The organism is Bradyrhizobium zhengyangense, from assembly GCF_022012555.1.
GTDB lineage: Bacteria > Pseudomonadota > Alphaproteobacteria > Rhizobiales > Xanthobacteraceae > Bradyrhizobium > Bradyrhizobium zhengyangense.
Window position 1 is genome coordinate 945,521 of sequence record NZ_JAKLTZ010000002.1, and the last position, 22,165, is coordinate 967,685.

Genomic DNA, 22,165 nt, shown 5'->3' on the forward strand with positions numbered 1-22,165 from the left:
TGGGTCGCCCGGTCAAGCCGGGCGACGACAATTGTGGGTGTGGCGCGCATCGCGCCAAACGCGCCTCCGCCTCACATCCTCACGGATGCAGGATCACCTTGCCCATGGCCTGCCGTCCCGCCAGCACCTTCAGTGCGTCGGCGGTCTGGGCCAGCGGGAAGGTGCGGTCGACATGCGATGAGATCTTGCCTTCCGCCGTCCACTTCACCAGCTTCTCGAGATTGGCGCGGTTCTTTTCCGGATTCTGCCGGGTCCATGCGCCCCAGAACACGCCGCGGATATCGCAGCCCTTCAGCAGCGCGAGGTTCAGCGGCATCTTCGGAATGTCGCCGGCCGCAAAGCCGATGACGAGGAAGCGTCCTTCCCAGGCGATCGAGCGCAATGCCTGTTCGGCATACGCGCCGCCCACCGGATCGAAGATGATGTCGACGCCCTTGCCGCCGGTGAGCTTGCGCAAACCTTCCTTGAGATCTTCCTTGGCGTAGTTCAGCGTCAGCTCGGCACCGTGCGCTTTGGCGAATTCGAGCTTCTCCTCGGACGAGGCGCAGGCGATCACCTTCAGGCCCATCAGCTTGCCGAGCTCGCATGCGGCAAGACCGGTGCCGCCGGCCGCGCCCAACACTGCGAGGGTCTCACCCGGCTTCGGGCTCGCGCGGTCTTCCAGCGCATGCAGCGCCGTGCCGTAGATGATGATGATGCCGGCCGCGCGGTCGTAATCGAGATTGTCGGGAATCTTCACGATCCCTGCCGCCGGCAGCGCGATCTTTTCGCGCGCGCCGTTATGACCGCAGGAGGCGACCACGCGATCGCCGACCTTCAGATCGGTGACGCCGGGGCCGATGCTCTCGATCACGCCGGCAACTTCGGCGGCCGGCGAGAACGGGAACGGCGGCTTGATCTGGTACTTGCCCTGGATCATCAGGATGTCGAAGAAGTTAAGCGCCGCTGCCTTGATCGCGATCACGGCTTCGCCGGGACCAGCCACCGGATCCGGCACATCGGCGAGCACGAGATCGTCGGGCTGGCAATATTGCGAGCAGAGGATGGCTTTCATGGCGACACCTTGGGGCGTTCGGGGTGGAATGAATGTTGGGCCGTTTCTGCCGGATTTAATGCAACCGGACAATCCGGATTCTTTGTCTCGGATGGCGCGACGTCCTATCCTCGCGTCATTGCGAGCGCAGCGAAGCAATCCGGAGTCCGTGCCGCGGAAATAGTCTTGATTGCTTCGCTGCGCTCGCAATGACGAAACCCGCGGAGAAAGGGATTCAAACGATGTTTGAAACAGGTCTGCTTAGGGGCAAGCGCATCCTCGTCACTGGCGGCGGCTCGGGCCTTGGCGCTGCGATGGGACGCCGCTTCCTCGCGCTCGGCGCCGAACTCGTGATCTGCGGCCGCAAGCTCGACCGTCTCGAAACGACCGCAGCTGAGATGCGCAAGGAGACTGGCGGGAAGGTTACGACATCAGCATGCGATGTTCGCGATGGTGCCGCGGTCGATGCGATGATGGATGCGATCTGGCGCGAAGCGCCACTCGATATTCTCGTCAACAACGCTGCCGCGACCTTCATCGCGCAAAGTGAGCATCTGTCGTTCCGCGCCGCCGATGCGATCCTGGCGCCGACGCTGCATGGCGCGATGTACTGCACGCTCGCTGCCGGCAAGCGCTGGATCGAGGGCAGGCACAAGGGTGTCGTGCTATCGATCCTCTCGACCTCGACCATCACCGGCCGCGCCTTCACGGTTCCCTCGGCCATGGCGAAATCGGCGGTGCTGGCGATGACCAGGAGTCTCGCGGTGGAGTGGGGCCCGAAGGGCATCCGCACCGTCGCGATCGCGCCGGGGCCGTTCCCCACCGCCGGCGCATCGGGGCAACTGCGACCCGAGGGCCGGGACGAAGGCTGGACCACCCGCAACCCGTTGGGACGCGTCGGCGAGCACAGCGAGCTTGCCGACCTCGCCAGCTTCCTGGTCTCGGACCGTGCCGGATATATCAACGGCGAGATGGTGGTGATCGACGGCGGCGCGCATTTGCGCAGTTCCGGCGCCGAGGATCTGTTGCGATTGACTGATGCGCAATGGGCGGAACAGCGCGCCGCGCGGTCGAAAAGCTAACCGTGATTGCCCGCTAACTGCCTTCCCAAACTGGACTTTCCCGGTTATCCCTGCACGGGGACAAATCGCCGCCGGGCCATCTTCCAGTCACAATATTGAGGGAACCACTCCAGCATGTGGCGGGCGCTCTTTTTGGCTTTGATGACTGGCGTGGCGGCGTGGGGATTGAGTGAGTCCGCGCGCGCCCAGACGACGCAACCGGCGCCGAAGGCGGCGGCAAAGCCGGCCGCGACGGCCGCCAAGACGGCAACCAAAACGGCAGCCAAGCCCGAGAGCAAGCCGGCGACCCCCGCCGCGGCCGTTGCGGGTGGCGCGGAGCCGACGCTGATCGGCCAGTTCGGCACCTGGGGCGCCTATGCGGCGACACCCAATGGCAAGAAGGTCTGCTTTGCGCTGGCAAAGCCCTCCTCGTCGAAGACAAATCCGCCGAACCGGCCGCGCGATCCCGCCTATGCCTTTGTCTCGACCCGGCCGGCCGAGAAGGTGAACAACGAAGTGTCTGTCATGATCGGCTACGCGCTGAAGCCGGGCTCGGAATCGACGGTCGAGGTCGGCGGCGCCTCCTTCGCGATGTACACGCAGGGCGACGGCCTCTGGATCAAGAATGCGGCCGAAGAGGAGCGGATGGTGGAAGCCATGCGCAAATCCGCCGATCTCGTGGTCAAGGGCACCTCGGCCAAGGGCACGGAGACGACCGATACGTTCTCGCTGAAGGGTCTCGCCCAGGCCCTGGACAAGATTGCGCAGGATTGCCGGCATTAAGGCTGCGGGCGGGAAGGTCGCAATCGGCGGACCCGGTTGCTATATAAGGCCGGTTCCAGATTTTCTTTCGTCATTCCGGGACGATGCGCAGCATCGAGCTCGGAATCTCGAGGTTCCGGGTTCGACGCTTCGCGCCGCCCCGGAACGACAACATCATCAGGCCTATTCAATGCAACCGACGACCGAGCCGCGCGACGCAATCCTGGTGGAGAAGACTCCGCTCGAAACCTATGTGCCGCCGGCCAAGCCGTCGCTGATCGGGCTGTCGCGCGCCGAGCTTGCCGATCGCCTCGGCGAGATCGGCGTCGCACCGGCGCAGCGCAAGATGCGCGTGCAGCAGCTCTGGCACTGGCTCTATTTCCGCGGCGCCCAGAGCTTCGACGACATGACCTCGATCTCGAAGGGCATTCGCGCCGAACTCGCCCAGCATTTCACCGTCGATCGACCCGAAGTCGTGGCCGAGCAGATCTCCAACGACGGCACCCGCAAATGGCTGCTGCGGCTGCCGAGCGGCGACAATGTCGAGAAGGCGCATGAAGTCGAGTGCGTCTACATCCCCGAGACCGATCGCGGCACGCTCTGCGTCTCCTCGCAGGTCGGCTGCACGCTGAACTGCTCGTTCTGCCATACCGGCACGCAGCGCCTGGTGCGCAACCTCACCGCCGGCGAGATCGTCGGCCAGATCATGGTCGCGCGCGATCGCCTGAACGATTGGGCTGACCGCGAGGACGGCACGCGCCGCGTCACCAACATCGTGATGATGGGGATGGGCGAGCCGCTCTACAATTTCGACGCGGTGCGCGATGCGCTTTTGATCGTCGGCGACAACGAGGGCATCGGCATTTCCCGCCGCCGCATCACGCTGTCGACCTCCGGCGTGGTCCCGAACATCGTGCGTGCCGGCGAGGAGATCGGCGTCATGCTCGCGATCTCGCTGCATGCGGTGCGCGACGAGCTACGCAACGAGCTCGTGCCGCTCAACCGCAAATATCCGATCAAGGAATTGCTGCAGGCCTGCCGCGACTATCCCGGTGCCTCGAACGCCCGCCGCATCACCTTCGAATACGTGATGCTCAAGGGCGTCAACGATTCGCTCGACGATGCAAAGCTGCTGGTGAAGCTGCTCAAGGGCATTCACGCCAAGATCAATCTGATCCCGTTCAATCCCTGGCCCGGCACGGCCTATGAATGCTCGGACTGGGACCAGATCGAAAAATTCTCCGAATACATCTTCAACGCCGGCTATTCCTCGCCGGTGCGCACCCCGCGCGGCCGCGATATCCTCGCCGCCTGCGGCCAGCTCAAGTCGGAGACGGAAAAGCTCTCGGCACGCGAGCGCCAGGCGCTACGCGCCATGGCGATGACGGATTGAGGATGACCGTCCGCGCTCTCGCATCCCTGTCATTGCGAGCGCAGCGAAGCAATCCAGAGTCTTTCCGCGGCGGCAGTCTGGATTGCTTCGCTGCGCTCGCAATGACGACTACGGTGGCTTTCCCCGCATGTCCCTGATCGGCCGCCTCATCGTGATCTTCTTCGGCTTTCTCGCCGCCTGCTTCGTCGGCGGCATGATCGTCGTCGGTGCGCTGCTGTTTCCGGAGTTTTCCGATCTCGGTGCGGGTCCGGTCGATCAGGGCGCGATCGACATCCTGCTCGGCTTCGGCTTCATCTTCGTCTCGGGTTTCGCGCTGGTGCCGGCGGCGGTGATCGTTGCGATCACCGAGGCGCTCTACATCCGCAGTGCGCTTGCCTATGCGGTCGGCGGTGGCCTTGTCGGGCTCGCCTGCTATCTCGGCCTCATCCCGTTCCATCCTGATACGTTTCAGTTCGAAGGCATCGTGCGCCGGCATCTGGAGATCATGACCGGCGCGGGCATCGTCGCCGGTGTCGTTTACTGGCTGATCGCCGGCCGCAATGCCGGCGCCTGGCGCATCCCGCCGGCCCCGCTCCGGCCGCCTCCGCCGCTGCCGTCGAATTCGCGGCCGGATGTGCGGTGAAAGGGTTTCCATCCCCACCCCACTCCGCTAAACCGCGCGTCATGAACCGGACTGGACTCTTCATCGCCCTGGCGCTGTGGCTCGTGATCGGCGTCGTCTTCGGCCTCTATCCCGAGCTCGATCTCAAGCTCGCCGCGTTGTTCTTCGATCCCGCGACAAAGACCTTTCCGCTCAAGCTGAACGACTGGGCCGGGATCGCGCGAGATGCGGCGATGTGGGTGTCCTGGGCGTTCGTGCTGCCGTCGCTGATCGCGCTGGTGGTCAAGATGATCAGGCCCGACCGTCCCCTGATGGTGTCGGGACGCGCGATCGTATTCCTGCTGGTCACGATCATCATGTCGGCGGGCATTCTCACCAACCTCACCTTCAAGTCCTATTGGGGCCGGCCGCGGCCGGTGGTGGTGACCGAGTTTGCCGGCGATCAGCAGTTCGTGGCGTGGTGGGATCCGCGCGGCGATTGCGAACGCAATTGCTCGTTCTTCTCCGGCGAAGGCGCGACCGCGTTCTGGACGCTGGCGCCCGCTGCCCTGGCACCGCCGGCGTGGCGGCCGCTCGCCTATGCGGGCGCGGTGGTGTTCGGTCTCACGACCAGCGGGCTCCGCATGGCCTTCGGCGGCCACTTCTTCACCGATGTCGCAACCGCCGGCCTCGTCACCTTCGTCGTGATCTGGTTCGGTTTCGCGCTGATCTACCGCTGGCCGCGGACCCGGTTTTCGGACGAGGCGGTCGATGCGGCCCTGACCCGGCTGAACATGCCCGCCTACCGGCTCCGCAAGCGCCTGTTCGGCCGCAAGACCGGTCCCGCACCCTCGATTTGAGCCATTAAATGGGTGCCGAGGCGTGCGAAATTTGATATTCGCGCGGTCACGCCACCCCAGCCAATAGCCCCCTGAGACCCGATTGGAAGCCCCATGACCACGATCCTGAAAAGCCTGCCCAAGGGCGAGAAAGTCGGCATCGCTTTTTCGGGCGGCCTCGACACGTCGGCGGCGCTGCTCTGGATGAAGCAGAAGGGCGCGCGCTGCTACGCCTATACCGCCAATCTCGGCCAGCCCGATGAGGCCGACTACAACGAGATCCCGCGCAAGGCCGAAGCGTTCGGCGCCGAGAACGCCGTGCTGGTCGATTGCCGCACGCAGCTGGTGCACGAAGGCATCGCCGCGATTCAGTCCGGCGCCTTCCACATCTCGACCGGCGGCATCACCTATTTCAACACCACGCCGCTGGGACGCGCGGTGACCGGCACGATGCTGGTCGCGGCGATGAAGGAAGACGGCGTCAACATCTGGGGCGACGGTTCGACCTTCAAGGGTAACGACATCGAGCGCTTCTATCGCTACGGCCTGCTGACCAATCCAAGCTTGCGCATCTACAAGCCCTGGCTCGACCAGCAGTTCATCGACGAGCTCGGCGGCCGCGCCGAGATGTCGGCGTTCATGACCGCGCAGGGCTTCGCCTACAAGATGAGCGCCGAGAAGGCGTATTCGACCGACAGCAATCTGCTTGGCGCCACGCACGAGGCCAAGGATCTCGAAAGCCTCGACAGCGGCATCAAGATCGTCAACCCGATCATGGGCGTGCCGTTCTGGCGCGACGATTGCGTCGTCAAGGCCGAGAAGGTCGTCGTGCGCTTCGAGGAAGGCCAGCCCACCGCGCTGAACGGCAAGACCTTCAGCGATCCCGTTGCGCTGTTCCTCGAAGCCAATGCCATCGGCGGCCGCCACGGCCTCGGCATGAGCGACCAGATCGAGAACCGCATCATCGAAGCCAAGAGCCGCGGCATCTACGAGGCGCCCGGCATGGCGCTGCTGCACATCGCCTATGAGCGTCTCGTCACCGGCATCCACAACGAGGACACGATCGAGCAGTATCGCATCAGCGGCATGCGCCTCGGCCGCCTGCTCTATCAGGGCCGCTGGTTCGACTCGCAGGCTTTGATGCTGCGCGAGACCGCGCAGCGCTGGGTCGCGCGCGCCGTTACCGGCGAGGTCACGCTGGAGCTGCGCCGCGGCAACGACTACTCCATCCTCAACACCGAGAGCCCCAACCTCACCTATGCGCCTGAAAGGCTCAGCATGGAGAAGGTCGAGGACGCCGCCTTCACGCCGGCCGATCGCATCGGTCAGCTCACCATGCGCAATCTCGACATCGCGGATACCCGCACCAAGCTCGGCCTCTATTCGAAGACCGGCCTGCTGTCGGGCAGCGAAGGCTCGCAGATCTTCAAGCTCGAGAGCGACAAGGGCTGAGGCCCACGCCACGAATGCACGACGTGTCGCGCCATCGCGGGTAACAACCAAAACAAAAATGGCCGGGATCGATCCCGGCCATTTTCTTTTTTCGATGTTCTTATTGGCGCGGCGGAGGCGGCGGCGCTGCGTTGGCCTGGCCGCCATTGAGCAGCGGCGTGATGCGGCGGACGGTGACGCGCCGGTTGATCAGGCTCGGGCCGTCGGTCTGCTCCTTCAGGTACTGCTTGCCGTAGCCCTGCGAGGTCAGGTTTTCCGCGGGCACATTGAACTGCTGCGTCAGCAATTCGGCCGCCGCCTGCGCCCGGCGATCCGACAGCGACAGATTGTCGACGTCGTTGCCGACCGCGTCGGTGTGGCCCTCGATCAGGAACACCTCCTGCGGGTTGGCCTGGATCGCCTGGTTGATACCGTCGGCGATCACCTGCAACCGCGCCGCCTGGTCCGGCGGAATGGTCCACGATCCCGTCGCGAAGTTGATCGTGTTGACGTCGATGCTCGGCATCTGCATGCGAACGTTCGGCGAGTAGCGGATCTCGTCGAGCGAGTAGCGGCGATCGATCCGCTGCACCGGCGGGGCCCGCATGGTCTCGTAGATCACGTCCGGCGAGGCTTCCTGGGCGTCGACGATGTAGCGATCATAGGGGATGCTGACCACCGGCGGCGGCACGTCGACATAGAAGCCGCCGACCGCCCGCGGATCGCGGTAGGTGTTGTCGATGATCACGATCTCACGCCCGCGCTGATCCCTGCGGATACGGCGCATCAGACTGCCGTCCGGACCGACCACCGTGATGATTTCGGTGCCATCAGGACGGATCACGACGGTGCGGGTTTCGCCGCCGATCGTCTCGGTGCGGATATCGCGGGCGCCGTAGCGGAAGCGATAGAGATCGTTGCCACGGACATATTCCTGCCCGCCCGGGTCGCGGATGATGATGCGATCCGGCTCGGTGTAGATGGTGCGGCCGCCTTCGACGACCTCCTGCCGCTGGTTGCGGTAGTCGGCGATGGTGGCGCCGATCACGGCACCGGCCACGACGCCCGCACCGATGGCCAGCGGCGTCAGGTCACGCTGCGGCGGACGCGGCGGCGGCGGCAGTGGCGTGGTGGTCGTCGGTGCCGCGCGGAAGGCCGAACTGACTGTCGGCGGAGCGTTCTGCGCCTTGTTGGGCGGGACCGTGGCGGCCGCCGAACCAGGGACGACAGACGGCGCTGCTGCGCCAGCGGGTGGCGCGGGTGGTCGGGGCGGGACGCCTGCCTGCGGCGATGCAGGCGTTGTGCCGGCAGCAGGCGCGCCTGCGGGCGGCGCTCCACCCTGACGTCCGGGAAGCGGCGTCGCGCCGCCGGGCGCCGGCGTTGCTGTTGGAGTCGGGGTTGGAGCCGTTCCTGCGGCCGGCGGAGCGCCGGGACGTCCGGGCGGCGTTTTGCCAGGCGCTGGCGTTGCTGATGGCGTGGGTGTGGCTGTCGGGGTCGGAGACGGCCGGGCCGCCGGCACTGCAGGTGTCGGCGTCGGCGCAGGCGTGGCTGTCGGGGCCGGAGACATCGGCCGAGCCGCGGGCGTTGCGGGCGTCGGCGTTGGGGCAGGCGTAGCCGTCGGCGCAGGCGTTGCCATGGGCCGGGCCGCGGACGGCGGTGTGGTTGGGGGTGGCGGAGGTGTTGGTGTTGCGGCCGGACGAGCCGGGGTCGCGGTCGGCGCCGGGAGCGGTGCAACGGGAGCGTGCTGCTGCGGAGGCGGCGGCGGCGGCGGCGTCGGGGCGTGCTGCTGCGGCGGTGGAGGCGGGGGCGGTGTCGGCGCATGCTGCTGCGGAGCCGCAGCCGGAGGCGGCGTCGGCGGCTTGGGTGCAGCAGGCGGCGGCGGGGGCGGTGGCGGTGCCTGATGGGTCGCGGGCGGCGGAGGAGGCGGCGTCGGGCGCGCGGGTGCGGCAGCCGGCGGAGGCGCGGCGGGCGGATGCGGCGGTGCAGCCGCCGGGGGCGGTGCGGCCGGGGGCTTGGGCGCAGCAGGCGGCGGTGGGGGAGGCGGCGTTGCCGGGCGCGCGGCGGGCGGCGGTCCCTTTGGCGCTTCCTTCGGAGGCTGCTTCGGTTTTCCGTCAGGGCCCGTCTCCGGTTGGGCCTGTGCGACTACGAGCGGCGGCGCGCTTTGCGCATGAGCTGCGGAGCCTGCAAATTGCATCGCGGTCAGGGCCGTCGTGGCGAGCAGCACGAAACGAAGGTTGGTCATGTGGTTGAACTTCCCCGGAAGGTTCTTTGACGATGTGAAGTGGGGTGATGAACAGCTACGCGTTAGGCCGGATTGTGGCGGGCGAAGATATTGCGTCGCGATTTATTTCTGCATGCAAATCATGTCACGAGAACAACGTTCATTACGCATTCAGGCGTGAGTCGCAATCGCCTCACATGTGATTGCTCTCGTGTCATATGTAACGCCTGCGACGAATTAGCATCCGTCGCGGGATTCGGTGCGAGCGGACCGTTCGGTCCGCGCGACGGAATCTCTTCTGGGATGCGGCCGGGCAATTCATCGGGCCGCGGTGATTCGCCGGGCTCGTGTACCGGCGGCGCGATTTCAGGCTGCGGATTGCCCGGCGGAATGCCGGGCGGCGGCTCGGTCGGCGTGCCGGGTGTCGATGGCGGTATCTCGGGCGGTTCAATCGGCATCGGCATCATCGAGATCAGTTGTCGGGAGAACGACAACGATGATGCCGCGCCGATGTTCCGGGAGCATGATCCGGAAAAGTGCCTGGCGGTTTCCCCTCGCAACAAACGCGGAACGCGTTTGCGCGGAGATCATGCTCAAATAACACCGTCGTCCTATTCCGGCGCGTGGCAGACGGCCTCGATGTTGTGCCCGTCGAGGTCCAGCACAAAGGCGCCGTAATAGTTCGCGTGATAATGCGGACGGATGCCGGGCGGCCCGTTGTCGCGGCCGCCTGCTGCCATCGCAGCCTTGTAGAACGCGTCGACCGTGGCGCGGTCTTTCGCCGATATCGCGACATGCACCGGCTTGTTCATCGCGCCTTTGCCGTCGATCCAGAAATCCGGCTTGCCGCCGGCGCCAAAGCCCGCGGCCGCGGCGTGACCCGTCTGCGCTTCCGTCACTTCCATGATCAGGCTGTAATCGAGCGGCGCCAGCGCCTTGCTGTAAAACGTTTTCGCAGCCTCATAGTCGGAGACGGAGAGGCCAAGGTGATCGATCATTGTATCCTCCGTGGTTTAGCGTGACAGGAATGTATTGCTGCGCGTCTTGCGCGCGACGGTAAAGCCGCGCGCGACCATGTCAGCGATACAATCCTGCTGCCATTCGTTTTGTGACAGATGCTCGATCACGACCGCGCGCGGCCACAGCGTTGGCGGCGCGTCGCGAAAGAAGCCGATCAGCACGCGGTCCTCAAAGCCCTCGACGTCGATCTTGAGCGAATCGACCTGGGTCACGCCGGCCTCGTCCAGAATACGCGTGAGCCGCAGCGCCGGCACCTTGATGGCTTCCGTGCTCGCCGCGCCGGTCGCGACATGCGTGGCGCCAAGATTGCCGCCGCCGCTCTCGATCATCAGCTCGCCGTCGGCGTCGCCCGCGGCGGCTTGCACAAGGCGAACCTGCGTCGCTTTCGATGCGGCATGGTTGAACGAGAGACGGCCGAAGGTGAGGGGATGCGGCTCGATCGCGACAACCTTGCCTGATGGCCCGACCTGCCGCGCCATCACCAAAGCAAACGTGCCGACATTGGCGCCAACGTCGACGAACGTGCCGCCACCAGGCGTATGCCGACGCAGGAAGTCGAGCTCGTCGATATTATAGTCGGGGTTGAACAGCGCGCCGCGCTCGGTGGCGCTGCCCTGGTGGTAGAGGCGGAACGAAGCGCCCTGGTATTGCACGTCGATCGGTCCGCTGCGCAGCAGATTGACCAGTCGCGACATCCAGGGCCGGAACGCGCCGCGCTTCAGCCCTGACCCCTGCACGAGGCTGATGATCGCGGCCTGCGCTGCGTTCGGCGCAAACGCGCCGAATGGCGCGGTCGAAAGGGTGGTGTCGGGCGTCAAGCAGGCGGTCCTCGTTGCAGGCGGCGCATGCATAGCCGGTTTTGCCGGGGACTCCAACGGCGCTTACGCCGCCTTCTTCGCCGGTTTCCGTTGCCGCAAGAACCGCCCGAGCAGCTTGCGCTTGCCCTTGCGCGGGATCAGGTCGATGTCGCTGACGAGCTTGGCGCCGCCCTTGTGGCGCTCCAGCACGATCTTGCGGCTGTGGAAGGCCTCCAGCTCGACACGATGCGCGACGCTGACGATGGTTGCCTTCGGCAGCTCGTCGGTGACCATCTGCATCATCTTGTCCTGGCTCTTCTCGTCGAGCGCCGAGGTCGCTTCATCCAGCACGACGATGTCGGGGTCGTGCAGCAAGAGCCGCGCGAAGGCGAGGCGCTGTTTCTCGCCGCCTGACAGCGTCTGGTCCCAAGGTCCTTCCTCCGCGATCTTCTCGTTGAGATGGTCGAGGCCGACCTTGTGCAGGGCCTCGCCGATCTCCTCGACAGTCCAGTCCTCCTCGGCGCCGGGATAGGCGACCGCGCGGCGCAGACTGCCTGAGGGCACATAGGGCCGCTGCGGCAGCATGAACAGCCGCCGGTCGGGATGGAAATTGACGCTGCCGCCGCCCCATGGCCACAGGCCTGCGATGGCACGCACCAGCGTGCTCTTGCCGGTGCCGGATTCGCCGGCGACCAAGAGCCGCTCACCGGGCTCGACGACCACCTCGGTCTCGCCGACCACGGCGGTGCCGTCGTCGAGCGTGACGGAGAGGTCGTGCAGCTCCAGCATCGCATCGTTGCTGGTTTCGCCGCGCTTGATGCGGCCGAGGCCGTCGCCCTGCTCGGCGCGCTCGAGGCCGTCGAGCGACATCATCAGCGAGGCGATGCGGCGCGCGCAGGCGTTCCAATCGGCGAGCCGCGGATAATTGTCGACCAGCCAGCCGAACGCGCTCTGCACGATGGTGAAGGCCGAGGCCGCCTGCATCACCTGCCCGAGGCTCATGCTGCCGTCGAGGAATTTTGGCGCGCAGAGCAACAGCGGTACCACAGGTGCAACGAGGCTCGAGCCCTGCGACACCAGCGTGGTCCGCATGTGTTGCCCTGCGAGCCGCGCCCATTGCCTGAGCACGCTGGTGAAATGGCGGTCGATGCCGCCGCGTTCTTCCTCCTCGCCGCCGAGCAGCGCGATGCTCTCGCCATTCTCGCGCACGCGCGTCAGCGTGTAGCGGAAATCCGCCTCGGCCTGGTTCTTGTCCTCGGAGACCTGCACGAATTGGCGGCCGATCACCAGGATCGAGCCCGAGGCGATGGCCGCGTACAGCATCGCGGCGATCACGAGGAAGCCGGGAATGGTGATCGTGGAGCCGCCGAGCGTGACGGTGAGCGCGCCGCCGATGGTCCAGAGCACGACGATGAAGGTTGCGGCCGACAGCAGCGCCGAGGTCACGCCGGCGAGAAAATCGACCGGCGAGTCGGTCGCGATGCGCAGATCCTCCGCGATCCGGTATTCAGGGTTCTTGTGGTCGCCATCGACGAGGTTGAGCTGGTAGTAGCGGCCGTTGGCGAGCCAGCGTGTCAGTACGCTGCTGGTGAGCCAGGCGCGCCAGCGCCGCTGGATGCCCATCCGCGCAAACACCTGGACGACACCGAGCACGATGCTGCCGATGGCAAGCGGGAAGAACACGGCGGTCAGGTGGAAGACGGTGGTCGCATCGCGCTTCTCGATGGCGTCGAAGATCGCTCTGTTCCAGACATTGATGCCGTATTGGAAGCCGACGGTCAGGACGATCAGCACGACGAGGCCGATCGAAAAGGGCCAGGCGAGGCGGTCGCCCTTGCGGCTCCAGAAGCCCCGCGCGCTGATCCAGAAGCGGGTGAGGAGATAATCCTTGCGCGCCTGCTCGACCTCTTCGGGTGAAAGTTCGGGATCGGGCTCGAGCACTTCGGGCGGCGGCGGCGCGATCTCATCGCCGTTCTCGCCCTTGATGTCGACGATGGGCGGCTTCTTGGCCCCTTCACGCTTTCCGGCTGGTTTCTCCATGGCCGGGGTAACGCGAGTCAAATCAGCCGGTTCCCTCGGGTTCCGCGGCGCAGTCTACTCGGCGGCGCCGTCGCGCACCCGTTTCAGCCGCGCCGCGCGGTGCAGCACCCGCGACAGCTCCTCGATCGAATAGGGCTTTTGCACCAGCTCGAAGCCGGCGACGCCGTCCTGGGACAAAGCGTGGCTATAGCCCGTGGTCAGCACGATGGGGACGCTGATGCAGCGATCGCACATCGCCTGCGCCAGATCGAGCCCGGTCATCCCCGGCATCACGACATCGGAGAACACGACGTCGAAGCGATCCGCATCGCCGACCAGTTCAGTGAGCGCGTCGGTGGCGTTGTCGACCAGCGTGATGCTGTAGCCGAGCTCGGTCAGCCCGTCGGCGGCGAAATTGCCGAGTTCGATATTGTCTTCGACGACCAGCACCGACATGCCGCTGCCGGCGACGGCCGGGGCCGTGGTCGGCGCCTGGCTCCGGGGCAACAGATCGGCCGGCACGCGCGGCAGATAGAGCGAGAAGGTGCTGCCCTGGCCGACTTCGCTGAAGACGGTCACTTCGCCGCCGGATTGCCGGGCAAAGCCGAACACCTGCGACAGGCCGAGGCCCGTGCCCTGGCCGACCTGCTTGGTGGTGAAGAATGGCTCGAAGATGCGGCCCAATTGGGCCGCGGGGATGCCAATGCCGCTATCGCTGACGGTGACGCAGATGAATCCGGGATTTTTCAAGGTCTGGCTGCCGGAGAGATGCGCGAGCGTATCAGGCACGGATGTCACCGCGTGGACCGTGAAGACGATCCGGCCCTTGCCCTGCATGGCGTCGCGCGCGTTGGTCGCCATGTTGATGATGGCCGTCTCGAACTGGCCGGCATCGGCGCTGACAAGGCAGGGCTCGGTCGGCAGCTGCGTGACGATCTCGATCGCAGGTCCAAGCAGCGTGGCGAGCATGTCGCGCAGCGAGCGCATCCGGTCGCCGACATCGAACACTTCGGGCTTCAAGGTCTGGCGCCGCGCAAAGGCCAGCAATTGCGAGGTCAGCTTGGCCGCGCGCGCGACGGCCTCCCCGATCGCCGTGATGTAGCGCTGCCGCCGTTCCTCGCTCAGTTGCGGGCGGTTCAACAGATCGACCGAGGCGCGGATCACGGTCAGCAGGTTGTTGAAATCATGCGCGACGCCGCCGGTGAGCTGGCCCAGCGCCTCCAGCCGCTGGCTGTGCTTGAGTGCCTCCTCGGCCTCGTGCCGCTTGGCCGCTTCGAATTGGAGATGCTGCGTGCGGCGGAAGGCGAAGGCCAGCAGGATGAACAGCAGCGCGGTGGCGGGCACGCCGAACACCAGATGCTGGCTGATGGTCGCGAGCCAGCGCGCGCGGATCGCCGAGGTCTCGAGGCCGGCGCTGACATAGATCGGATATTCGGCGACCCGCCGGTAGCCGATGCGGCGCTCGATTCCGTCCGTCGGCCAGGCGATGGTCATCAGCCCATGATCGGGATGGGTTGCGATGCTGTGGCCGACCGGGCCGTTCGGATCGAGCCGGAAATCGCCGTCGAGCCGCGGCAGGTGCGCCAGCAGCACGCCGTCGGCGCGGCCCATCGCAAAGAAGGAGCCCGGATCGGTGCCGATCCTGGCGTAAAAGCTCTCGAAATATTCGGGCAGCACCGATGCCTGGATCACGCCGACGAAGCTGCCGTCGTCGGACGAGCGGCGGCGGCTGACGCCGAAGAAGCGCGCGCCCTGGTAGGGCAGGCGCGGCGTCAAGGTGGCGCCGATATAGGTGCCGATGCTCTGGTCGACATGGGCATAGAAATAGTCGCGGTCGGCAAAGCTCTGATCCGGTGGTGGCGAGGCCAGGCTGTTGACCAGCGCCTTTCCGTTGGCATCGAAGATCCAGGCTGATTTGAGCTGCGGCAGCGAGTCGGTGAGCTGCTTCAGGCGCTTGTGCAGCGCGCCTTCCCGCGACCGGATCGCGTCGTCCGGCAGGTCGCGCACGACCTCGTTCAGCTCGGCCAGGCTCCGGTCGATGGTCTCGAATACCTTGAGCGCGTGCTCATGTGCGACATCGAGCGTCCGCTCGATCTCGCGATCGGCGATATCAAGTGTCGAATTGTAGGAAATCGCGGAAGCGATGGCGAACAGCGCAATGGGCAGCGCCAGGGATGCCGCCATCATCCACTGCAGCAGTCTCAGCGAGTTGCGTTGTGCGCCCTGCACGGTCGCTCCGGTCCCCCGACCAGAGAGCTTACTTGAATCTCACGGGCGGAAGGAAGCGGCTTCTGGCGGAACCGGAGGTTGTAGTTCATTGACTCGCCCGTCCCGCGGGATGAGTCAATTTTGCGCAAAATCGTACCCCGGCTGCTCGGGCCGGGGTCGTCGCATCAAAAAGGCGCTAGATCTGGCGCTCGACCATCTTGAGCTTGAGCTCGGCGATGGCCTCGGCCGGGTTCAGGCCCTTCGGACAGGCCTTGGCGCAGTTCATGATGGTGTGGCAGCGGTACAGGCGGAACGGGTCCTCGAGATTGTCGAGCCGCTCGCCGGTGGCCTCGTCGCGCGAATCGGACACCCAGCGGTTGGCCTGGAGCAGGGCGGCGGGGCCGAGATAGCGGTCGCTGTTCCACCAATAGCTCGGGCAGGAGGTCGAGCAGCAGGCGCACAGGATGCACTCGTAGAGGCCGTCGAGCTTCTCGCGGTCCTCGTGGCTCTGGCGCCATTCCTTCTGCGGCGTCGGCGAGGTCGTCTTCAGCCACGGCTCGACGGAAGCGTATTGCGCGTAGAAATTGGTCAGGTCCGGGACCAGGTCCTTCACCACGGGCTGGTGCGGCAGCGGATTGATCTTCACCGCGCCGTCCTTCACGTCGTGCATGGAGCGGGTGCAGGCCAGCGTGTTCTGGCCGTCGATGTTCATGGCGCAGGAGCCGCAGACGCCCTCGCGGCAGGAGCGGCGGAAGGTCAGCGACGGGTCGATGTGGTTCTTGATCCAGATCAGGCCGTCCAGCACCATCGGACCGCAATCATTGACGTCGACATAATAGGTGTCGACGCTCGGATTCTTGCCGTCGTCGGGATTCCAGCGATAGACGCGAAACTCGCGCGTTTCGGTCGCGCCGGCGGGCTTCGGCCAGGTCTTGCCGCCAGTGATCTTGGAGTTCTTCGGAAGTGCGAATTCAACCATTTCGATAAAGCTTTCGCTGTTCGCTCAGTACACGCGCGCCGTTTAGTAAACGCGAGCTTTGGGCGGGATGTACTGCACGTCGTTGGTCATGGTGTAGTCGTGAACCGGGCGGTACTCGATCTTGACCTTGCCCTTGTTGTCGAGCCAGGCCAGCGTGTGCTTCATCCAGTTCTGGTCGTCGCGCGCGGAGAAGTCCTCGCGGGCATGCGCGCCGCGGCTCTCGGTGCGGTTCGCGGCCGAGTTCATCGTCACCACCGCCTGCGAGATCAGATTGTCGAATTCCAGGGTCTCGACGAGATCCGAATTCCACACCAGCGAGCGGTCGGACACGGCGATGTCGGTGATGCCGCTGTGGACCTTCTCGATCAGGTTCTGGCCTTCGCTCAGCACTTCGCCGGTGCGGAACACGGCGCAGTTGTTCTGCATCACGTGCTGCATACCTTCGCGCAGCTTTGCGGTCGGCGTGCCGCCGGAGGCGTAGCGATAATGGTCGAGGCGGCCGAGCGCGAGATCGGCCGAGTTCGCCGGCAGCTCGGGCTGCTTGGCGTTCGGCGTCAGCTTTTCGGCCAGACGCAGCGCCGCGGCGCGGCCGAACACGACGAGGTCGATCAGCGAGTTCGAGCCGAGGCGGTTGGCGCCGTGCACGGAGACGCAGGCTGCTTCGCCGATCGCCATCAGGCCGGGGATGACGGCGTTGTCGTCGCCATCCCGCTTGGTCAGTACTTCGCCATGATAGTTCGTGGGGATGCCGCCCATGTTGTAGTGCACGGTCGGCACGATCGGGATCGGCTCGCGCGTCACGTCGACATTGGCGAAGATCTTTGCGGATTCGGAGATGCCCGGCAGGCGCTCGGCGAGCACGGCGGGATCGAGATGGTCGAGATGAAGGAAGATGTGGTCCTTCTTCTTGCCGACGCCGCGCCCTTCGCGGATCTCGATGGTCATCGCGCGCGAGACGACGTCGCGCGAAGCGAGATCCTTTGCCGACGGCGCGTAGCGCTCCATGAAGCGCTCGCCTTCGGAGTTGACGAGATAGCCGCCTTCGCCGCGGGCGCCCTCGGTGACGAGACAGCCCGAGCCGTAGATGCCGGTCGGGTGGAACTGCACGAACTCCATGTCCTGCATCGGCAGGCCGGCGCGCAGCACCATGCCGCCGCCGTCACCGGTGCAGGTGTGCGCCGAGGTGCAGGAGGCATAGGCGCGGCCGTAGCCACCGGTGGCGAGGATCACGGTCTGGGCGCGGAAGCGATGCAGTGTGCCGTCGTCGAGCTTGAGCGCGATGACGCCGCGGCAGGTGCCCTGGTCGTCCATGATCAAATCGATGGCGAAGAACTCGATGAAGAACTCGGCCGCATGGCGCAGCGACTGGCCATACATCGTGTGCAGCATGGCGTGGCCGGTACGGTCGGCGGCGGCGCAGGTGCGCTGCGCCTGGCCCTTGCCGTAGTCCATGGTCATGCCGCCGAACGGGCGCTGGTAGATCTTGCCGTCTTCCGTGCGCGAGAACGGAACGCCCCAATGCTCGAGCTCGTAGACCGCGTCTGGCGCGTTGCGCACCATGTATTCGATCGCGTCCTGGTCGCCGAGCCAGTCCGACCCCTTCACGGTGTCGTACATGTGCCAGCGCCAGTCGTCCTTGTGCATGTTGCCGAGCGAAGCCGAGATGCCGCCCTGCGCCGCAACCGTGTGCGAGCGGGTCGGGAACACCTTGGTGATACAGGCCGTCTTCAGGCCGGCCTCGCTGCAGCCGACCACGGCGCGCAGGCCCGCGCCGCCGGCGCCGACCACGACGACGTCATAGGTGTGGTCTTCGATCGGATAGGCTTTGCCGTTGGTGCCGGGAGCGCCGTTGCCCTTGCCATTCGTCTCTGTGGCCATGGGTTACACTCCGGATGACAGTTTGAGGATCGCGTAGGTCGAGGCGAGCGCCACGGCGATCGAGAAGAAATTGTTGAGCATGATCGAGACGAGCTTCAGCTTCTCGTTATGAACGTAGTCCTCGATCACGACCTGCATGCCGATCTTCATGTGCCAGGCGCTGGCGAAGATGAAGAGCAGCAGGATCACGGCGATCGGCAGCGAGCCGAGGATCTGCGCGGCGCCGGCCTGGTTGCGGCCGAGCAGCATCATGATGATCACGATGACAGGGATCATCAGCAGCGTCATGGCGACGGCGGTGATGCGCTGGCGCCAGAAATCGGACGTGCCGGAATGCGCGGCACCGAGATTGCGGACGCGTCCGAGCGGGGTGCGCATGCTGCGCTTCGGCGTATCTGACACGCTCATCGTCCACCTCCGATCGCGTAGGCGATGATCCAGATCAGCACCGTCAGCGCGATGCCGCCGATCGCGGCGCCCCAGGTCAGCGCTTCGCGCTCATTGGCCTTGAAGCCGTAGCCGAGATCCCACACGAAGTGCCGGATGCCGCTGAGCATATGGTGCATCAGCGCCCAGGTGTAGCCGAACACGATCAGCCGGCCGATGATGCTGCCGGTGAAGGCCTGCACATTGGCGTAGGCGGCAGGGCCCGAGGCCGCCGCAACCAGCCACCAAACCAGCAGCAGCGTTCCGACATAGAGAGCGATACCAGTGGCGCGATGAACGATGGACAGCGCCATCGTCAACGTCCAGCGGTAGATTTGCATGTGTGGTGAAAGCGGTCGTTCGATCCGTGCGGTCATGGGCTTTTGATGTTTATGGCGGCCCAGCGGGGCGCGCGCGGGGATCGCGAAAGGTCGGCTCTATTTACGGAGTCGATTTCGCCTGCGCAATCACCAAATCGCCATAAATCGAACCGGCATTCAGCTCTACGACGTTGATGCAACAAGCCAATCAGTGGCTTGGTATACCAGAACGATGGTGCACCGACGAAGAAAAGAACATTAATTCATCTTTTGCGGTGACGGTCGAGGCGCATTGAAATTGCTATTGGAACGGCTCTAAGCCGCTGACTGGCGGTCATGGTTCGAACCAGTCAGTTCATGGCGCGTAGAGCGCGTGGACAAGCTCGCGTGCCACCGCCTATTTCCGCGAGACGCATCGATTTTCCACGAGGCGGCGGATATGCGCCGTCTGCAATCCACCCAAGACGGCCGGCGCAGCGTGTCGACCGCACAAACCGGATCGCCTACAGCTTCGCGCGCAGCTCGCCTCGTCGTGGGGATCGAACAAGTTGCGACAAGCTGCGGGGCAGGTCCTGATGATCGCAGGTCTTGATATCAAGGAGCTCGTCGAGCTCGCGCTGCTGCTGATTGCAGTCGGCGCGCTCTCCGGCTTTCTCGCCGGCGTGTTCGGCATCGGCGGCGGCGCGATTCTCGTGCCGGTGTTCTACGAATGCTTCCGCATCGCCGGCGTGCCGCTCGACGTGCGCATGCCGCTCTGCGTCGGCACCTCGCTCGCGGTGATCATCCCGACATCGATCCGCTCGTTCCAGGCGCATTACAAACGCGGCGCGGTCGACATGTCGATCCTGCGCGTGTGGTGGCTGCCGATCGTCATCGGCGTCGTCGCGGGAAGCGTCGTCGCGCGCTACGCGCCGGAGCGCTTGTTCAAGATCGTGTTCGTCGCCGTCGCCTATTCCGCTTCAGCGCGCCTTATCTTCGGACGCGAGACCTGGAAGCTCGGCGATGATTTGCCGAAGGGACCGTTGATGCGCGTCTACGGTTTCTGCGTCGGAATCCTGTCGACCCTGATGGGTATCGGCGGCGGCCTGTTCTCGAATCTCTTGATGACGTTCTACGGCCGCCCGATCCATCAGGCGGTCGCGACCTCGTCGGCGCTCGCCGTGCTGATCTCGATCCCCGGCGCGCTCGGCTACGTCTCTGCGGGATGGCCGGCCGCTGCGACGTATCCCAGCGTTGCTGCCCTGCAGATCCCCTTTGCGCTCGGCTACGTCTCGCTGATCGGCGCCGTGCTGGTGATGCCGATGAGCCTCGTGACGGCGCCGCTCGGCGTGCGCGCCGCGCATGCGATGTCGAAGCGCACGCTGGAAGTCGCGTTCGGGTGCTATCTGTTTATCGTCGGCAGCAGGTTTGTAATGAGTCTGGTGGGTGGCCAATAGCCGTTCGGCCGAAGCGCTTACCACACCCTCGGTGTCATTCCCCGCGAAGGCGGGGAATCCAGTATTCCAGAGACAGTAGTAATTGAGTCGAGGGGCCGCTGCGTACTGGATGCCCCGCCTTCGCGGGGCATGACAGTGCGTTGGGTAGTGGCGAGCTCTCATTATCGGAACAACATCGCAGTGGTCCGGAGAGCGCCTCCTCACTTCTTCGCGTAAATATCCTTGTAGTTATCCCGCAGCACGTTCTTCTGCACCTTGCCCATCGTATTCCGCGGCAGCTCGTCGACGACGAACACCCGCTTGGGCATCTTGAATTTGGCTAGCCGTCCGTCGAGCGCCTTCAGCACGGTGGCTTCGGTCACATCGGCGCCCTTGTTGCAAACCAGCACCGCCGTCACGCCCTCGCCGAAATCGGCATGCGGCACGCCGATCACGGCGGATTCGATCACGCCGGGCATGGCGTCGATCTCGGTCTCGATTTCCTTGGGGTAGACGTTGAAGCCGCCTGATATGACGAGATCCTTGCCCCGTCCGAGAATGTGGACGTAGCCCTTGTCGTCGATCTTGCCGAGGTCGCCGGTGATGAAGAAGCCGTCGGGGCGGAACTCCGACTTGGTTTTCTCCGGCATACGCCAGTAGCCTTTGAAAACGTTCGGGCCCCTGACCTCGATCATGCCGATTTCCTCACGCGGCAACTCCTTGCCGGTCTCGGGCTCGGTCACGCGCACGGAGACACCGGGCAGCGGGAAGCCGACCGCGCCGGGGATGCGCTCGCCGTCATAGGGATTCGACGTGTTCATGTTGGTTTCGGTCATGCCGTAACGCTCGAGCACGGCATGGCCGGTGCGCGCCGACCATTCGCGGTGGGTTTCGGCCAGAAGCGGCGCCGAGCCCGAGATGAACAGGCGCATGTGCTTGGTCGTCTCCTTCGAGAGGGAAGGATTCTGCAGCAAGCGCGTGTAAAAGGTCGGCACGCCCATCAGAACAGTTGAGCGGGCCATCAGCTTGATGATGAGATCAGGATCGAGCTTGGGCAGGAAGATCATCGACGCCCGCGCAAACAGCGTCACGTTGGTCGCCACGAACAGGCCATGGGTGTGATAGATCGGCAGCGCGTGGATCAGCACGTCCTTGTCGGTGAAGCGCCAATAGTCGACGAGCGAGAGCGAGTTCGACGCGAGATTGTCGTGGCTGAGCATCGCGCCCTTGGAGCGGCCTGTCGTGCCCGAGGTGTAGAGGATCGCGGCGAGGTCGTCGTTGGCCCGCGAGATCGTCGCGAATTCGTCGCTGGCCTTGGCGGCCGCGTCCGTCAGCGAGCCCTTGCCGTCAGCTCCGAGCGTCTCGACCTTGGCCTTCACCTTGGCGGCAATCGGGGCCAGCCCTTCGGCCTTGGAGGGATCGCAGACCACCAGCGACGGCTCGGCATCGCCGATGAAGTAGTCGAGCTCGTTGAGCGTGTAGGCGGTGTTCAGCGGCAGATAGACCGCGCCGGCTCTGACAGTGCCGAGATACAGCACGATATTGGCGACCGACTTATCGACCTGCACCGCGACACGGTCGCCGGGCTTCACGCCGCGCGCCACCAGCACATTCGCCATTTGGCCGGCCCGCGCGATCAGGTCGCCATAGCTGATCCGGTCGCCGTCCTGTGTCTCGATCGCGAGGCGCTTGGGATCGTCGAGGCCGTCAAACAGGCGGGAAAACAGGTTGGCGTTGGCTGCGTGGTTCATGCAAGATTTCCTCGACCGCAAGACTGACAAGG

The 22,165-nt window shown here is 65.2% G+C and carries 18 protein-coding genes and 1 pseudogene; 7 read left to right on the plus strand and 12 right to left on the minus strand.

The genetic code is table 11. The features are described 5' to 3' along the window. Positions 1-79: 79 nt before the first annotated feature. Positions 80-1,054 (minus strand): NADPH:quinone oxidoreductase family protein, encoded by a 975-nt coding sequence (locus L6639_RS09705; RefSeq protein ID WP_237861145.1) that lies wholly within the window; start codon positions 1,052-1,054, stop codon positions 80-82. Positions 1,055-1,275: 221 nt separating this feature from the next. Here L6639_RS09705 and L6639_RS09710 point away from each other — a divergent pair, with 221 nt between their 5' ends. From L6639_RS09710 to argG, 6 genes are all read left to right on the plus strand, one after another. Continuing rightward, positions 1,276-2,115, plus strand: coding sequence for an SDR family oxidoreductase (locus L6639_RS09710; protein WP_237861146.1), 840 nt, complete (start codon positions 1,276-1,278; stop codon positions 2,113-2,115). Positions 2,116-2,229: 114 nt separating this feature from the next. Beyond that, positions 2,230-2,877: an invasion associated locus B family protein gene (locus L6639_RS09715; protein ID WP_237861147.1), complete on the plus strand. Its 648-nt coding sequence runs from the start codon at positions 2,230-2,232 to the stop codon at positions 2,875-2,877. 169 nt (positions 2,878-3,046) lie between these two features. Continuing rightward, on the plus strand, positions 3,047-4,249 hold the full coding sequence (rlmN, locus tag L6639_RS09720) for a dual-specificity RNA methyltransferase RlmN (protein ID WP_237861148.1): 1,203 nt from the start codon (positions 3,047-3,049) through the stop codon (positions 4,247-4,249). Between the two features lie 127 nt (positions 4,250-4,376). Further along, positions 4,377-4,871 carry a hypothetical protein gene (locus L6639_RS09725; RefSeq protein WP_237861149.1) on the plus strand — a complete coding sequence of 165 codons (495 nt, stop codon included), beginning with the start codon at positions 4,377-4,379 and terminating at the stop codon, positions 4,869-4,871. A 41-nt stretch (positions 4,872-4,912) separates the two neighbouring features. Continuing rightward, positions 4,913-5,689: a phosphatase PAP2 family protein gene (locus tag L6639_RS09730; RefSeq protein WP_237861150.1), complete on the plus strand. Its 777-nt coding sequence runs from the start codon at positions 4,913-4,915 to the stop codon at positions 5,687-5,689. 93 nt (positions 5,690-5,782) lie between these two features. Next, complete coding sequence (gene argG / locus L6639_RS09735) at positions 5,783-7,120, plus strand: argininosuccinate synthase (RefSeq protein WP_237861151.1); 1,338 nt, start codon at positions 5,783-5,785, stop codon at positions 7,118-7,120. A 100-nt stretch (positions 7,121-7,220) separates the two neighbouring features. Here argG and L6639_RS09740 read toward each other — a convergent pair whose 3' ends face one another. From L6639_RS09740 to sdhC, 10 genes and pseudogenes are all read right to left on the minus strand, one after another. Further along, on the minus strand, positions 7,221-9,341 hold the full coding sequence (locus tag L6639_RS09740; RefSeq protein WP_237861152.1) for an OmpA family protein: 2,121 nt from the start codon (positions 9,339-9,341) through the stop codon (positions 7,221-7,223). 218 nt (positions 9,342-9,559) lie between these two features. Continuing rightward, positions 9,560-9,778, minus strand: a pseudogene (locus L6639_RS09745) (hypothetical protein); the annotation flags it as partial. A 153-nt stretch (positions 9,779-9,931) separates the two neighbouring features. Continuing rightward, entirely contained in the window at positions 9,932-10,318 is a 387-nt protein-coding gene (locus tag L6639_RS09750; RefSeq protein ID WP_237861153.1) for a VOC family protein, read from the minus strand. Between the two features lie 15 nt (positions 10,319-10,333). Next, entirely contained in the window at positions 10,334-11,191 is an 858-nt protein-coding gene (locus L6639_RS09755; protein WP_237861154.1) for an FkbM family methyltransferase, read from the minus strand. 30 nt (positions 11,192-11,221) lie between these two features. Further along, on the minus strand, positions 11,222-13,177 hold the full coding sequence (locus L6639_RS09760; protein ID WP_237861315.1) for an ABC transporter ATP-binding protein/permease: 1,956 nt from the start codon (positions 13,175-13,177) through the stop codon (positions 11,222-11,224). A 54-nt stretch (positions 13,178-13,231) separates the two neighbouring features. Next, positions 13,232-15,385 (minus strand): hybrid sensor histidine kinase/response regulator, encoded by a 2,154-nt coding sequence (locus L6639_RS09765; protein WP_237861155.1) that lies wholly within the window; start codon positions 15,383-15,385, stop codon positions 13,232-13,234. A 175-nt stretch (positions 15,386-15,560) separates the two neighbouring features. Next, positions 15,561-16,343, minus strand: a complete 783-nt coding sequence (locus tag L6639_RS09770) for a succinate dehydrogenase iron-sulfur subunit (RefSeq protein WP_057752396.1) — start codon at positions 16,341-16,343, stop codon at positions 15,561-15,563. 42 nt (positions 16,344-16,385) lie between these two features. Beyond that, entirely contained in the window at positions 16,386-18,221 is a 1,836-nt protein-coding gene (gene sdhA / locus L6639_RS09775; RefSeq protein ID WP_237861156.1) for a succinate dehydrogenase flavoprotein subunit, read from the minus strand. Between the two features lie 3 nt (positions 18,222-18,224). Further along, a complete protein-coding gene (gene sdhD, locus L6639_RS09780) occupies positions 18,225-18,629 on the minus strand; it encodes a succinate dehydrogenase, hydrophobic membrane anchor protein (RefSeq protein ID WP_237861157.1) in 405 nt (134 codons plus the stop codon). After that, complete coding sequence (gene sdhC / locus L6639_RS09785) at positions 18,626-19,024, minus strand: succinate dehydrogenase, cytochrome b556 subunit (protein ID WP_128949040.1); 399 nt, start codon at positions 19,022-19,024, stop codon at positions 18,626-18,628. Before sdhC ends, sdhD begins: the two co-directional genes overlap by 4 nt. Positions 19,025-19,542: 518 nt before the next feature. Here sdhC and L6639_RS09790 point away from each other — a divergent pair. Continuing rightward, on the plus strand, positions 19,543-20,403 hold the full coding sequence (locus tag L6639_RS09790) for a sulfite exporter TauE/SafE family protein (RefSeq protein ID WP_237861159.1): 861 nt from the start codon (positions 19,543-19,545) through the stop codon (positions 20,401-20,403). A gap of 200 nt (positions 20,404-20,603) precedes the next feature. On the opposite strand, the gene L6639_RS09795 is transcribed toward L6639_RS09790, so the two are convergent. After that, on the minus strand, positions 20,604-22,133 hold the full coding sequence (locus L6639_RS09795; protein ID WP_237861160.1) for a malonate--CoA ligase: 1,530 nt from the start codon (positions 22,131-22,133) through the stop codon (positions 20,604-20,606). Positions 22,134-22,165 lie beyond the last annotated feature (32 nt).

Bases quoted from the DNA above. Each gene is read 5' to 3' on its own strand.
- sdhD (WP_237861157.1), bottom strand. From the start codon at position 18,629: ATGAGCGTGTCAGATACGCCGAAGCGCAGCATGCGCACCCCGCTCGGA.
- L6639_RS09710 (WP_237861146.1), top strand. From the start codon at position 1,276: ATGTTTGAAACAGGTCTGCTTAGGGGCAAGCGCATCCTCGTCACTGGC.
- L6639_RS09725 (WP_237861149.1), top strand. From the start codon at position 4,377: ATGTCCCTGATCGGCCGCCTCATCGTGATCTTCTTCGGCTTTCTCGCC.
- sdhC (WP_128949040.1), bottom strand. From the start codon at position 19,024: ATGACCGCACGGATCGAACGACCGCTTTCACCACACATGCAAATCTAC.
- argG (WP_237861151.1), top strand. From the start codon at position 5,783: ATGACCACGATCCTGAAAAGCCTGCCCAAGGGCGAGAAAGTCGGCATC.
- sdhA (WP_237861156.1), bottom strand. From the start codon at position 18,221: ATGGCCACAGAGACGAATGGCAAGGGCAACGGCGCTCCCGGCACCAAC.
- L6639_RS09760 (WP_237861315.1), bottom strand. From the start codon at position 13,177: ATGGAGAAACCAGCCGGAAAGCGTGAAGGGGCCAAGAAGCCGCCCATC.
- L6639_RS09755 (WP_237861154.1), bottom strand. From the start codon at position 11,191: ATGCATGCGCCGCCTGCAACGAGGACCGCCTGCTTGACGCCCGACACC.
- rlmN (WP_237861148.1), top strand. From the start codon at position 3,047: ATGCAACCGACGACCGAGCCGCGCGACGCAATCCTGGTGGAGAAGACT.
- L6639_RS09740 (WP_237861152.1), bottom strand. From the start codon at position 9,341: ATGACCAACCTTCGTTTCGTGCTGCTCGCCACGACGGCCCTGACCGCG.
- L6639_RS09770 (WP_057752396.1), bottom strand. From the start codon at position 16,343: ATGGTTGAATTCGCACTTCCGAAGAACTCCAAGATCACTGGCGGCAAG.
- L6639_RS09795 (WP_237861160.1), bottom strand. From the start codon at position 22,133: ATGAACCACGCAGCCAACGCCAACCTGTTTTCCCGCCTGTTTGACGGC.
- L6639_RS09750 (WP_237861153.1), bottom strand. From the start codon at position 10,318: ATGATCGATCACCTTGGCCTCTCCGTCTCCGACTATGAGGCTGCGAAA.
- L6639_RS09790 (WP_237861159.1), top strand. From the start codon at position 19,543: ATGATCGCAGGTCTTGATATCAAGGAGCTCGTCGAGCTCGCGCTGCTG.
- L6639_RS09730 (WP_237861150.1), top strand. From the start codon at position 4,913: ATGAACCGGACTGGACTCTTCATCGCCCTGGCGCTGTGGCTCGTGATC.
- L6639_RS09705 (WP_237861145.1), bottom strand. From the start codon at position 1,054: ATGAAAGCCATCCTCTGCTCGCAATATTGCCAGCCCGACGATCTCGTG.
- L6639_RS09715 (WP_237861147.1), top strand. From the start codon at position 2,230: ATGTGGCGGGCGCTCTTTTTGGCTTTGATGACTGGCGTGGCGGCGTGG.